Below are 13,275 nucleotides of genomic sequence, written 5' to 3'. Positions count from 1 at the left end.
GGAAAAACCATACCAGTAAGGTCCTAATGATGAACCAACAACAAACAACGGAAATGACGATGCTTTTGAAAAACCAACCTAACCTGTCGAGCGGACAACGGACAACAGTCAACTGTCAACCGAAAGCTACTGCATGAAGCGCAAACTCGTGATACTTGGCGGTGGCGAAAGCGGCGTAGGTGCGGCGGTGTTGGCGAAGAAGAAAGACTACGACGTGACGTTAATGGATGAAAGCTCTTTGAAAGAAGGTTATCGCAGCGAATTGCAAAAAGCAGGTGTGCTTTTTTTAGAAGGTGGAGTGAACGAAGATGAGTTGCTGAACGCCGATGAAGTGGTGAAAAGCCCGGGCATTCCCGAAAAAAATGCGTGGGTGAAAAAGTTAAGGGCGAAAGGCGTTTCTGTCATCAGCGAAATTGAATTGGCGTACCGGCACAAGGGCGAAAGCAAGATCATCGCCATCACCGGAAGCAACGGAAAGTCAACGACAACGTCGCTTATCTATCACATCTGCAAAACGGCGGCCTTGGATTGCGCGCTGGTTGGCAACATTGGTTATTCGTTTGCCAAACAAGTGGCCGAAGACCCAAAGCCTTTGTACGTAGCGGAAATTAGCTCGTTCCAGTTGGATGACATTGTAAGGTTTCGTCCCGATGTGGCCGTGCTCCTTAATATCACGGAAGATCATCTGGATCGGTACGATTACAGGTTTGAAAACTACATCCGCAGCAAGTTTCGCATTGCGATGAACCAGACATCAGGCGATTATTTTATTTATAACCTGGATGATGATGTCATCATCCAATACATGGAACGAAACCCCATTCACTCAATTCAATTACCAATGAGTATGAAGCAGAAGGTTAACCAAGGTGGCTACATTCAGAACGACGAAATGCACGTCAAAACCGGCTCGGAAGAGCAGAGCATGAGCGTTTATGATTTTGCGTTAAAAGGAAAACACAACCAATACAACACCATGGCAGCAAGTGTAGCGGGAGCAACGATGGATATCCGGAAAAACAAAATCCGGGAAGCGGTGCAAACCTTCGAAAACCTGGAGCACCGGATGGAGCCGGTGGCCACGGTGCGGGGAGTGGAATTTATTAACGACAGCAAGGCTACCAACGTGAATTCAACCTGGTATGCGTTGGAAAGTATGACCAAGCCAACGATTTTGATCTTGGGTGGTGTGGATAAAGGCAACGACTACACTCTCATTGAAGACTTGGTAAAAGAGAAAGTAAAAGCCATTGTTTGCATGGGTGTGGACAATTCAAAGATTCATGCTGCGTTTGATGGTATTACGAGATTGGTTGACACCGGCAGTGCAGAAAACGCGGTACAGGCTGCGTTTCAGGTTGCTGCTCCAGGCGATGTGGTGTTGTTAAGTCCGGCCTGCGCGTCGTTTGATTTGTTCAGCAATTACGAAGATCGCGGGAAGCAGTTTAAAGAAGCGGTGAAAAATTTATAGTTGATCGTTGGATATTGACCGTTGGCCAAAGACGACCAACAATCAACGAACAACAGCCAACCACTATCGTTGCTATACCTTGAAAAACTCCAACTGTAAAAACAATGACCGAACCACAAGACATAAAATTTTCTGACCTGGCGCAAAACATAAAGACCAAGGCGCTGCTGCAAAAAACCAGCGGCGACAAGGTGATTTGGGCCTTGGTGTTGTTACTTGGACTTGTGTCCTTGCTGGTGGTGTACAGTGCTACCGGTTCGTTGGCCTATAAAAACTACAAAGGCAATACGGAAGTTTATCTTTTCAAGCAAATTGCGTTCATTGCCATTGGTTTTGTCATCATCTATTTTGCCCACCGGGTTAATTACACCATCTACTCCAAAGTTGCCAAGATTCTTTTGCTCTTGTCTATTCCTTTGCTTTTTTACACGCTGTTCTTTGGCGTGCGCATGAACGAAGGAAGCCGCTGGATTCGCCTGCCCATCATCAACATGACAATGCAGACTTCCGATTTGGCAAAGCTTGCGCTTTTCATGTTTTTGGCAAGAATGCTTAGCCGCAAGCAGAACAAGATCAAGGATTTTAAAAAAGGATTTCTTCCTGTCATCATTCCCGTTGCGGTTGTGTGCATGTTGATTGCGCCGGCCAATCTGTCCACGGCTTTGTTGCTGGGTGCAAGCTGCATGTTGCTCATGTTCATCGGAAGGGTAAGCATGAAGCATATTCTATTGACGATTGGTTGTGCGTTAATTCCCGTGAGCTTTTTAATTATGGCAGCGGTTATCAAGCACAAATCCGGTGATGCGGAAGATGAAGTGGCCACAACAAAAAAGAAAGAAAAATCTTCGCGTCTTTTTGCCCGCGTGGACACCTGGATCGGCCGCGTGGAAAACTTTATGTACGGTTCGAAAGAAGGCGCCAACGACGACGATCATTACCAGGTAAACCAGGCAAAGATTGCCATTGCACGCGGCGGTGTGTTGGGTAAAGGCCCCGGCAATGGCGAAGCAAGAAATTTTTTGCCACAGGCTTACAATGATTACATCTATGCCACGCTGATTGAAGAATACGGTTTGCTTGGCGGTGCGTTTATCATCTTTATTTACCTCGTGTTTTTGTTTCGAAGCATACGGTTGTTTAAAAAATGTCCCTACGCATTCGGTGCCTTCCTTGCATTGGGATTAAGCTTTACGTTGGTCATTCAGGCCATGGCCAACATGGCGGTGAACGTGAATCTCTTTCCCGTTACCGGTGTTACGCTTCCGCTTGTGAGCATGGGCGGTAGTAGTTTTTTGTTTACGTGTTTGTCTATTGGCATTATTTTAAGTGTAGCCCGCAACGTTGAAGGCCTTGAAGGGAAGAAAGCGCAGGAAGCAGCGGAAGCAAACAAAGAGTACGACGAAATAGACGAAGAAGAATATGACGAGGAAGACGAAGAAGTAGAAGAATCAACAGCGGCAAAACCAGCACTTGCGTAGGGACAGCCCTTGGCACGTCCACCGAAAATGAATAGAAGGTAATGTAACGAATGGCAAAACGAATCATCATAGCAGGCGGTGGAACAGGCGGGCACATTTTCCCTGCAATTGCCATTGCCAATGCGTTGAAAAAAGCAGACAATACAGTTGAAATTTTGTTTGTCGGAGCAAAGGGGAAAATGGAGATGGAGAAAGTGCCGCAAGCGGGATACAAAATAGAAGGATTAGACATTGCGGGTTTTAACCGAAGCTCTTTGATAAAAAACATAAGTCTGCCGGCCAAGCTGGTGAAAAGCTTTTTGCAGGTGCGCCGCATCTTTAAAAAGTTTGTACCCAATGCCGTGATTGGCGTGGGTGGTTATTCATCCTTTCCGGTTTTGCGTTTTGCGCAGGCAAAGGGCATTCCTTCCTTCGTTCACGAATCAAATTCGTTCGCGGGAAAGTCAAACATGCTCTTGGGGAAAAAGGCAACAAAGGTGTTTGTGGCAAGCGATAACATGCAGCAATTCTTTCCGCAAGAAAAAATTATGATTACGGGCAACCCTGTGCGGCCCGACATTGTGAACGTTGCGACCGTTGCAAAAGAAGAAGCCTTGCGCTTTTTTAATTTACAGCCGGGAAAGAAAACGGTGTTAATTGTGGGAGGGAGTTTGGGTGCGCGGTCCATCAACGAAGCCATTGAAAACGGTTTGATTGAATTAACGAACGCAGGCCTGCAACTGATTTGGCAAACCGGCAAGACCGGCGCACAGAGATGGGAGGATGCGGCCGCGAAAAAAGAAAATGTTTGGGTTAGCGATTTCATAAAAGAAATGCAATATGCCTATGCAGCAGCGGATATTGTTGTCTCAAGAGCCGGGGCGATGGCAATCGCCGAATTGTGCGTGGTGAGAAAGCCCGTTTTGTTCGTGCCCTATCCGTTTGCTGCCGAAGACCACCAAACGGTGAACGCACAAAACCTTGTGAAAAAAGATGCCGCATTAATGGTGAAGGATAGCGAAGCAAAGGAGAAAGTCGTATCAACCATCATTGCGTTGGCAAATGATGAAACAAAGCAAACCAAGTTGAAAGAAAACATCTCTGCATTGGCGGTAACCGATGCAGACAAAAAAATTGCAGACGAAATTTTGAAAACAATAAACTAAGGAACTAACTGCCGGATGAACCCTACGGTGAACATACAGGAAATACTGGATTCTCCTTCGCGGAGGGTTTATTTCATTGGCATCGGCGGCATCGGCATGAGTGCCCTTGCCCGTTACTTCCTTTCAAAAGGGATTAAGGTTAGTGGTTACGACAAAACGGAAACAGCGCTGACAAAAGCACTTCGTGCAGAAGGGGCGGAGATTCATTACACAGAAGACGTGGCAGCCGTTCCGAAAGACGTTGCTTTGGTGGTGTACACGCCGGCCGTTCCAAAAGACCACAAAGAGTTGGTTTATTATCAAACGAACGGTTACAACGTTGTCAAACGCAGCGACGTGTTAGGAGCCATCAGCGAAAGTTCTTTTAACATCTGTATCGGTGGCACGCACGGCAAAACAACCATCACAACAATGGTTGCACACATCCTGCGGCACAGCGGTTATGGTTGCAACGCATTCCTCGGCGGTATTGCGTCTAACTACGACACAAACTTTTGGAGCAGCGACAACAACGTGTGTGTGATTGAAGCCGACGAATACGACCGTAGCTTTTTGAAGTTGAGTCCGGACGTAGCGGTAATTACGGCTATGGATGCTGATCACCTGGATATTTATGGTGATGAGGAAGCGGTGCAGGATGCGTTTGTGCAGTTTGCCAACAAGGTAAAAGAAGGCGGCCTGCTCATCGGTAAATTTGGTTTAAAGCGATTAAAAGAAACAACGGTAAAAAAACGCTGGACATACAGTCTTCAGAACGATGCAGCCGATATATTTGCGGCCCGAATAAAAATAGAAGAAGGCGGTTATCGTTTCGATGTTCAGCTAAAAGATAAAGTTCTTTCAAATTGCGAGTTGCGGATCGGCGGCATGCACAACGTGGAGAATGCTGTGGCTGCGGTTGCGGTGGCTTCGTCGTTAAAAATTGACGACGAAAAAGTTAAAGCGGCCCTTGCGGCATTTAAAGGCGTGCACCGAAGGTTTGAGTACGTGATTCCACCGAAAAAATTCAGCGAAGGCGCCTACGTGCAACCCGTGTTGGTCGATGATTATGCGCATCATCCCGAGGAGTTGAGAGCTTTGCTCACGAGTGTTCGAAGCTTGTTCCCGCAGCGTGTGGTGACGATCATTTTCCAACCGCATTTATTCAGCAGAACCCGCGACCTGGCCGGTGGCTTTGCCGACGCATTGTCCATTGCCGACCGGGTAATTCTTTTGCCCATTTATCCGGCCAGGGAACTGCCCGTTGAAGGCGTGAGCAGCGAAATGATTTTGAAAGGCGTGGAACGGGATGATAAGCAAGTCTTATCGAAAGAAGAATTTTTAGCGTGGATGAAACAGCACGCAAAAGAATTGAACAAGGAATTTGGTGAAGTGATGGTGATGGCCGGCGCGGGTGACATTGATGCATTGGTGAAACCGGTGAAGGAAATGTTGATTGGTTGATAAGTTGATTCGTTGAAAAGTACGTTGACGCAGCCAAGCACCTGTCAACTTATCAACCAATCAACTTCTAAATAAAAAACGATTGAAGTTTAAACGACCCATATATCGTATTCTTTTCTTCGCTGCGTGGATTGCGGTGCTGGGTGGTATTGCCACGCTGGTCATTGCGGCCAATGGCAAAACAAAATCACGTACCTGCAAGGGTGTAACGGTTTCTATTAACGGCGACGGAGAAACGCTTTATGTGCAGAAAGGCGACGTGTTGAAAACAATCGAGCACACGGCAAAGGGGCCAGTTGTAAACAAACATTTTGGCGACCTGAACCTGGGTGCGCTGGAAAGAACCCTGGAAGCAAATCCGTGGATACGCGATGCTGAAATTTATTTAGACACGAAAGACGTGCTGCACGTTTCGGTTTGGGAACGACAACCGATAGCAAGAGTATTCAATACGGCCGGCGCTTCGTTTTACATTGACAGTTCGGGTTTTCAATTGCCCTTGCTGGAGACCTACAGCGTCAGGCTACCGGTGGTTACGGGCTTCACAAGCGATAAAAGGTTTAACGCGAAAGACAGCATAACACTGCGGGGTTTGAAAGACGTGGTTGCGGCAATTGTGAAGGATTCGTTCTGGAATGCGCAAATAGGGCAGATAGACATTACACCCGAACGAAAGTTTGAGCTGGTGCCTGTGATTGGAAGCCACATCATCAAACTCGGTTACGGCGAAGACGTGGAAAAGAAGCTGAACAACCTGATGATTTTTTACAAGCAGGTCCTGCCCAAAGCGGGCCTTGCAAAATACAGTACGCTTGACGTGCAGTTTGAAGGCCAGGTTGTTGCGGTTCGCAAAGGACCGACCTCGGTTGTTGATTCCATTCAACTGCAGAAGAACATTGAAGAACTGATGAAGCGTAAAGCAGCGGAAGAAGAACCGGATGATGCGTTGCCTGCCATACCGTGGGTAAAGGCGCAACCAACAACAATAAACGATTCGTTGACCGAACCGCCGTTAGAGCCAACAACGACTGAGAACAATCCATCAACTGCTGATAGACCAGGGCAACAAAAATCCAATCCAGCGAAAAACCAAATCCAGAAACCCAGTCCTCAAAAGCCACCGAAAAAGCCGATTAAGAAACAAACGCTAAAGCCAAAGGCAGTTATGCCGGCAAAAAGCAGGAACGAGTATTAGTTTACTCGTTAAGCGCATTCACGCTTTTCCAATAGGGAGAAGCTACTGGCGCACAAAGCCTCGCCAGCCGAAGCGAATGTGCAAGCCGGAATGGGCGGTCTTGCCGAATAGCGGGACGAACGTTGAAGTGTGCGACGCAACAGAAGCTTAATAGCAGCACTGTTGCTCAGTACAAAAAAATATTGGTTATGCAAAGGCGCAACCACAAAAAGGAAAACGGAAGAAGAGTGTTCATCCAATCCGTGCAATTCGTTTTTCCTTGTAATCCGTGAGCAACAACTAAAAACAACAATATGAACAACGAGCAACCAATTATTGTGGGGCTTGACATTGGAACCACCAAAATTGCCGTGATTGCCGGACGAAAGAACGAGTTCGACAAGCTGGAGATTTTGGGATTTGGCCGCGCTAATTCCAACGGCGTGAAACACGGGCAAGTCCTCAACATTGACGAAACCATTAAGGCCATTAAGCAGGCGCTGGAAGCCTGCTATTCGTCGAACCCAAGTTTGGTAATCAACGAAGTTTACGTGGGCATTGCAGGGCATCACATCAAGAGCTTGCAAACCCGCGGCGACATTGTACGGCAGGAAACGGAAAACGAAATTTCGCAACGCGAGATTGACCAACTGATCGCCGACCAGTACAAGACGTACATTCCGGCCGGCGACCAGATCATTGACGTAATTCCGCAGGAATTTACCGTTGACAATTTTCAAAACATTCAGGACCCCATCGGCTACAGTGGCGTAAAAGTGGGCGCCAATTTTCACATCATCACCGGCGACAAAAATGCTATCCGCAACATCAAGCGTTCGGTGGAAAAATCGGACCTGGTAACGAAGGACCTGGTGTTGCAACCACTGGCTTCTGCGGCGGCCGTAATGGCCGAAGAAGACCTGGAAGCCGGTGTGGCCATTGTGGACATTGGCGGCGGCACTACCGACCTTGCCATCTTCTATGAAGGGATTTTAAAACACACAGCCGTGATTCCGTTTGCGGGAGAAAATATCACCAATGATATCAAGACAGGGCTGGGCGTTTTAAAAACTCAGGCAGAGCAAATGAAGGTGCAGTTCGGCAGTGCGCTGGCCAACGAAGCAAAGACCAATGCCTACATTACCATTCCGGGTCTGCGCGGCATGCCGGCCAAAGAAATCAGCGTAAAAAATCTGGCGCACATCATTCAGGCACGCATGAGCGAAATCCTGGATTTTGTGACCTACCATTTAAAACAGGTTGGATTAGACAATAAAAATTTAAATGGTGGCATCATTCTTACAGGTGGAGGCTCACAGTTGAAACACCTGATTCAATTGACAGAATACGCAACGGGTTTAAATGCACGCATTGGCTTGCCCAACGAGCATCTTGCACCCAACCACATTGACGAATTGGCCAAGCCAACGTACGCCACTTGTTTGGGTTTGATCTTAAAAGGCTATGATGATTTTGAGCATGACCGCAAGCAGTTTAATTCTACTTATAAAAGAGTGGAAGTGCCCGAAGGTTTGAAGCAGGAAATCATACACGAGGAATCGGTTTTGGTAGATGCGAACGGCAGTGCAATGAAACCCGCCCGCAGTAGGGGTTTAACGAATTTCTGGCCCAAATTCAAAAACAGTTTGATTGAAATGTTTAAAGAAGACGAAGACGAGAAACTGTAATTAATTATGAGTTTAGAATGATGAATTATGAATGTTGAAACCAACTCATAATTTCTAACTCATAACTCATAATTCTCAAGCAAGCCCAGTCCTTCCACCCAAAACAATTCTCAACCGTCGTTGCTGTAGGCGACGACACAAAAAACGATTTTATGATCCATTTTGATTTGCCCAAAGAAAAGTCATCCATAATAAAAGTGATCGGCATTGGCGGCGGCGGAAGCAACGCCGTCAACCACATGTACAGCCAAAACATTGAAGGCGTAAACTTTATCATTTGCAACACCGACGCACAGTCCATTACGCAAAGCACCGTGCCTAACAAAGTGCAGCTTGGGCCCCACCTTACGCAAGGACTTGGCGCCGGCGCCAATCCCGACATTGGCCGCCAGGCAACCGAAGAAAGCCTGGAAGAAATCAAACGCATTTTGGAAGTAAACACCAAGATGGCCTTCGTTACGGCCGGTATGGGCGGCGGTACGGGAACCGGCGGTGCGCCCATCATTTCCAAAATTTGCAAAGATCTCGGTATCCTAACCGTCGGCATCGTTACGACCCCGTTTTCGTACGAAGGCCGCAAGCGCCAGATGCAGGCCGAAGAAGGCATCAAGAACTTAAAGCAGTACGTTGACACACTGTTGGTGATCAGCAACGACAAACTGCGCCATCAATTTGGCAACCTGAAAATGCGCGACGCTTTCGCAAAAGCCGACAACGTATTGGCGACGGCCGCGAAATGCATCACCGACGTTATTAACAGTACAGGCCAAATCAACGTTGACTTTGCCGACGTGTGCACGGTGATGAAGAACGGTGGTGTGGCCATTTTAGGCAACGCAGCCTGCGAGGGCGAAGACCGTGCGCAACGTGCTATTGAAGATGCATTGAACTCACCGCTGCTGAACGACAACGACATTCGTGGTGCCAAGTGGATTCTCATCAACATCAATTCTGCAGAGGGCGAACACGAGTTCACGATGGACGAAGTAGAGATCATTCAAACGCATTTGTTGAGCCAGGCGGGCGAGAACACCGACGTGATTTTGGGGCTGGGTTACGACAATTCGCTGGGCGAAAAGATCGGCATCACCCTCATCGCCACCGGTTTTGAGCACAAAGATCCGTTTGTGAAAAAAGTAGCCATCAAGCATCAGCCACAGGAGGAAAAAATTGTGATGACGCTTGGGGAAAAAGAAGCCCCCAGAGCGGCACCGGTTATTGAAGAAAAAACTGAGGATGTGCTTGCGCCGACGCTGGTGGACGAAGAAGAAAACATTACTGACATACCGATGCCGCAGTTGAGTTTTAAGGAAGAAGAAGAGCCGCAGGGACCCCGCGAACTTTTCTCCCTTGACGGAACGGCAACAAAAGAAGAAGAGCCGAAAGAAGAAGCACCTGCACCGGCGATTCAACTCAGGTTTGTAACCGACGAAGAGGACACTGCCGCGGCCGAACGCGAAAAAGAACGCGTGGAAATGGAACGCAAAAAGCAGGCGCTCGAAGACAAGTTTGAAGCCCTGCGCCAAAATATTTTGGGCGGACAGAAAACAGCGCCTTCGCAAAATGCACCCGCCGCCGGAGCGGGAGGATACCTTTCGCGGCCCTCGAATATTTACAGTGAGCCAAAGAAAGAAACGCCGCAGGCAAATACCCGGGACGACGCGAAGCCATCGCTTGTAAATGTTTTTAAAGAAGATGAGGTGTCGGACATGAAACTGGTGATAAAAGCCGAAGCGCAAAGTGAAGAAAAGCCTTCAGCCGATGCGCCACAAACGCCTCAAGCGAAGGCAGGTGAACAGCAGCCGGTGAACGATGCTGGTGACGACAAGCAGCGTGCAACCGACCGCTTGCAAAAGCTACGCAACCTGTCGTTCAACCTGAACGCGGCTGACCCGAACAACGAGTACGAAAACGTGCCGGCCTACATTCGCCGCAACATGGACTTGCAACAGGGCAGATCGGCTGTTGAGAATTTTTACAGCAATTACACGGTGAAAAGCGATGGCAAGAACAACGCGACCATCAGCACCATCAATACATTTCTAGACGGGAAGAAGCCCGATTAATGTTTGTTTCTATTGAAGCCGCCGTCCACGTAGTTTTCAACTACCGGACTCCAGAATAGGCTTGTGTTTTTAGTTGTTCCCCGCTGCTCGCAGCGGGGTTTTTTTATGCCCGCGGATAGAGAGGGTTGGAGAAGGATTATCGGGATTGATTTCATTGTTTATGTACTTCTGGCTGCAGTGCTGCGCAGGTTGGCGTTCGTGCCAACGTAAACTTCAGGTTAGTAGTCTTTAACGAATAGACACTTGCTGAACGTACAAGATGTGACGCAACAAAAGCCTCATAGAATTCCAAAAGCAGGGTGCAAAAAAATTGCCTGCATCACTCTGCAGGCAATTCAAAAATCTTTCGACAAGTCTCTTACTTTTTTTCAATCACCTCTTCACCTTCTACAATGGCCTTCAGTTTCTCGGCCAGTGCGTACACGTCGCCAATCTGGTGCCCTTTTTCAAAACAATAAGAGGCGCCGAGTGCTTTTAGTTTTGATTCCATTGTGCTCATGCCGGTGGAGTACATTGCTATGGATATGTCGCGAAGGGCGTCGTCCATCTTCAGGCGCATGAGCACTTCGCCGCCGTTCATGCCGGGCATGTTGTAATCCAAAACAATCAAAGCCGGATAAAGCGAAGAATCGGGAAGGTTGTGCAGGTACCTTAAAATTTCTTCACCTGTGTTAAAAACTTTTATGTGGTCGGTGTAAGTCAGTTCGGTGAAAGCCAGATGCATAATATACCGGTCGTCTGCATCGTCCTCCACCAATAAAATGCTGTGGCTTGCTTGCATAAAACAGTTCAATTCAGATTTGAAAAATACAACAATCGGCGCAAGGAATGGCCGATTGCCGCGAAAACTTTTAGAGACCGATTTTTCGTGCGATTGGTTGCTTTGCTTACAAGTCATCGGTTACAAATTTCCGCCGCGTAAAAAACACGTAGGCGAAAAGATAAACCGCAAGTGCCGCAATCAGCACGCCTATAGCCGGCGTGTCGGGATAAAAAACTTTTTTACCAAAGGGAATGGGCAGCATCACGTCCGTTACCTGAAGCGGGAAGAAATAACCATAGGGCGCCATGTGAAAATTGAAGGTCATCAGGGCCGTCGCCAGCCACTCAAAAATAAGTCCGTACAAAATGAAAACGATGATGGCAAGGCCGCTCCGGCGGAAAAGCACGGCCAGCATGAGCGCAAAAAAGATGTAAGCAATGGCCTGCAAAAAAACGTAGCCGATGTTCTCAAATCCTTCCCAGGAAAACGATCCCTGCGACATCGAGCCAAACACAAAACCGGTGATGACGTTGATGATGGTAATGAGCACGGCCATGATGACGCAAAGCAATATTTTTACGCCGATGAATTGCTGGCGGCTCAAGCCGTCAATGATGTTTTGCCGGTGCGTTTTAAAATTAAACTCGTTCACCATCAGCATGATGATGATCATGCCCGGAAAATAAAGCAGCCAACTGCTCATCCATCCAACGGTTTGCCACACTTTGGGAAACGCAAACGGGTTGCCGAGGATTTGTTCGCTGGCAGGCATGGCCTCAACGGTGCGTTGGTGCGCTTTCCACGCAATGTAATTGATGAGGAAAATGGAAACGAGATACAGAACACCGAATACCCAGAAGGCGCGGTAGTTTTTAATTTTCAGCCATTCGATTTTTAGCAGATGGAGCATGGTGATTAGTTGATAAGTTAATTGGTTAATCAGTTGATAGGTAATGCGATTTGATAAGTTAAGAACCGTGCGAACAATTACATAGTAACTTATTAACGTATCAGCCTATTAACTGGGCTTTTTAGCGGTCGCTTACTTTGCCGGTGATTTCAAGGAAAGTTGTTTCGAGGGATTTGCGTTTGAGGTTGAGCCGGTCCAGCACAATGCCCGCTTCAAAACAAAGGCGGTTAAGTTCTTTGGCCGTTACGCTTTGCTCACAAACAACGCGAACAAAATTTTCCTCAACGTAAGCGTTGATCACACCTGGTAAGGTTTTCACAACAACGAGTAACTGCTCAAGATTATCCGAACCAATTTCAATCACCACGTTTTGATCGGCATTCTTTGAAAGCACTTCGGTCACCGTACCAACCGTTTTTAAGTCACCTTTTTGGATGATGGCGACGTGGCTGCACACCTTCTCTACTTCGTCTAAAATATGGCTGGCCATGATGATGGTTTTGCCTTCGGTGGCCAGTAACCGGATGAGATCGCGAATCTCCGCAATGCCAACCGGGTCAAGGCCGTTCGTCGGTTCGTCAAAGACCAAAACATCGGGATTTCCCAATAGCGCAGACGCAATGGCAAGCCGTTGTTTCATGCCTAACGAATACGTGCTGAACTTGCTGTCCTTGCGCTGGTAAAGGTTTACTTTTTTGAGTACGTCGTCAATCTGGTCGTAGCCTTTTTGTTTGATTTCGGCCGCAATGCGCAAGTTGCGTTCGCCGGAGAGATAATGATAAAAGTTAGGCGTTTCGAGCAAGGTTCCAATATGCTTCCGCGTATCGGCGTCAGGTGTTTTGCCAAAAAACTGGAAGCTGCCGGATGTTGGTTTTAAAATGTCCATCACAATGCCCAGCAAGGTGGTCTTGCCACTGCCGTTGGGACCAAGAATGCCGAACACACTTCCGTTGGGAACGTCGAACGAAACACCGTTGAGTGCACGAATAGAGCCGTAAAATTTCGTAAGGTTTTGAACCGAGAGAACTGTCGTCATCAGCAATGCGGTTTAGTTTGGTTTGAAGGTAAGCGACAAGCTTCGCTTTCACAATTTTCGTTACACCAAAACGATTTTGCGGCATATCAACCATTCCTCCT

General features: G+C 47.6%; 10 protein-coding genes. 7 read left to right on the top strand and 3 right to left on the bottom strand.

Annotation, left to right across the window (positions count from 1 at the left end):
* Positions 1–133 precede the first annotated feature (133 nt).
* The 7 genes from murD to ftsZ all read left to right on the top strand — a co-directional run bounded on the left by murD (position 134) and on the right by ftsZ (position 10,465).
* Positions 134–1,471 (top strand): UDP-N-acetylmuramoyl-L-alanine--D-glutamate ligase, encoded by a 1,338-nt coding sequence (murD, locus tag FSB75_RS09055; protein WP_146785919.1) that lies wholly within the window; start codon positions 134–136, stop codon positions 1,469–1,471.
* Between the two features lie 104 nt (positions 1,472–1,575).
* Positions 1,576–2,949: an FtsW/RodA/SpoVE family cell cycle protein gene (locus tag FSB75_RS09050; RefSeq protein WP_146785917.1), complete on the top strand. Its 1,374-nt coding sequence runs from the start codon at positions 1,576–1,578 to the stop codon at positions 2,947–2,949.
* Between the two features lie 50 nt (positions 2,950–2,999).
* A complete protein-coding gene (gene murG / locus FSB75_RS09045; RefSeq protein ID WP_146785914.1) occupies positions 3,000–4,094 on the top strand; it encodes an undecaprenyldiphospho-muramoylpentapeptide beta-N-acetylglucosaminyltransferase in 1,095 nt (364 codons plus the stop codon).
* A 15-nt stretch (positions 4,095–4,109) separates the two neighbouring features.
* Positions 4,110–5,537 (top strand): UDP-N-acetylmuramate--L-alanine ligase, encoded by a 1,428-nt coding sequence (gene murC / locus FSB75_RS09040; RefSeq protein WP_146785911.1) that lies wholly within the window; start codon positions 4,110–4,112, stop codon positions 5,535–5,537.
* 82 nt (positions 5,538–5,619) lie between these two features.
* A complete protein-coding gene (locus tag FSB75_RS09035) occupies positions 5,620–6,732 on the top strand; it encodes a cell division protein FtsQ/DivIB (RefSeq protein ID WP_146785908.1) in 1,113 nt (370 codons plus the stop codon).
* Between the two features lie 293 nt (positions 6,733–7,025).
* Entirely contained in the window at positions 7,026–8,399 is a 1,374-nt protein-coding gene (gene ftsA, locus FSB75_RS09030) for a cell division protein FtsA (protein ID WP_146785905.1), read from the top strand.
* Positions 8,400–8,551: 152 nt separating this feature from the next.
* Positions 8,552–10,465 carry a cell division protein FtsZ gene (gene ftsZ, locus FSB75_RS09025; RefSeq protein WP_146785902.1) on the top strand — a complete coding sequence of 638 codons (1,914 nt, stop codon included), beginning with the start codon at positions 8,552–8,554 and terminating at the stop codon, positions 10,463–10,465.
* Positions 10,466–10,823: 358 nt separating this feature from the next.
* On the opposite strand, the gene FSB75_RS09020 is transcribed toward ftsZ, so the two are convergent.
* The 3 genes from FSB75_RS09020 to FSB75_RS09010 all read right to left on the bottom strand — a co-directional run bounded on the left by FSB75_RS09020 (position 10,824) and on the right by FSB75_RS09010 (position 13,174).
* Positions 10,824–11,246, bottom strand: coding sequence for a response regulator (locus FSB75_RS09020; protein WP_172623106.1), 423 nt, complete (start codon positions 11,244–11,246; stop codon positions 10,824–10,826).
* 106 nt (positions 11,247–11,352) lie between these two features.
* Entirely contained in the window at positions 11,353–12,138 is a 786-nt protein-coding gene (locus FSB75_RS09015; protein WP_146785897.1) for an ABC transporter permease, read from the bottom strand.
* Positions 12,139–12,259: 121 nt separating this feature from the next.
* Positions 12,260–13,174: an ABC transporter ATP-binding protein gene (locus FSB75_RS09010; protein WP_146785894.1), complete on the bottom strand. Its 915-nt coding sequence runs from the start codon at positions 13,172–13,174 to the stop codon at positions 12,260–12,262.
* Between the last annotated feature and the right edge of the window lie 101 nt (positions 13,175–13,275).

Source organism: Flavisolibacter ginsenosidimutans, from assembly GCF_007970805.1.
GTDB classification, from domain to species: domain Bacteria; phylum Bacteroidota; class Bacteroidia; order Chitinophagales; family Chitinophagaceae; genus Flavisolibacter; species Flavisolibacter ginsenosidimutans.
Note: the sequence above shows the minus strand (reverse complement) of the source record. Positions and strands in the feature narration are given on the sequence as shown.

Excerpts from the sequence above, each read along its gene's own strand:
- ftsZ (WP_146785902.1), top strand. The coding sequence starts at position 8,552 with ATGATCCATTTTGATTTGCCCAAAGAAAAGTCATCCATAATAAAAGTG.
- murG (WP_146785914.1), top strand. The coding sequence starts at position 3,000 with ATGGCAAAACGAATCATCATAGCAGGCGGTGGAACAGGCGGGCACATT.
- FSB75_RS09020 (WP_172623106.1), bottom strand. The coding sequence starts at position 11,246 with ATGCAAGCAAGCCACAGCATTTTATTGGTGGAGGACGATGCAGACGAC.
- murD (WP_146785919.1), top strand. The coding sequence starts at position 134 with ATGAAGCGCAAACTCGTGATACTTGGCGGTGGCGAAAGCGGCGTAGGT.
- FSB75_RS09015 (WP_146785897.1), bottom strand. The coding sequence starts at position 12,138 with ATGCTCCATCTGCTAAAAATCGAATGGCTGAAAATTAAAAACTACCGC.
- FSB75_RS09050 (WP_146785917.1), top strand. The coding sequence starts at position 1,576 with ATGACCGAACCACAAGACATAAAATTTTCTGACCTGGCGCAAAACATA.
- FSB75_RS09010 (WP_146785894.1), bottom strand. The coding sequence starts at position 13,174 with ATGACGACAGTTCTCTCGGTTCAAAACCTTACGAAATTTTACGGCTCT.
- ftsA (WP_146785905.1), top strand. The coding sequence starts at position 7,026 with ATGAACAACGAGCAACCAATTATTGTGGGGCTTGACATTGGAACCACC.
- murC (WP_146785911.1), top strand. The coding sequence starts at position 4,110 with ATGAACCCTACGGTGAACATACAGGAAATACTGGATTCTCCTTCGCGG.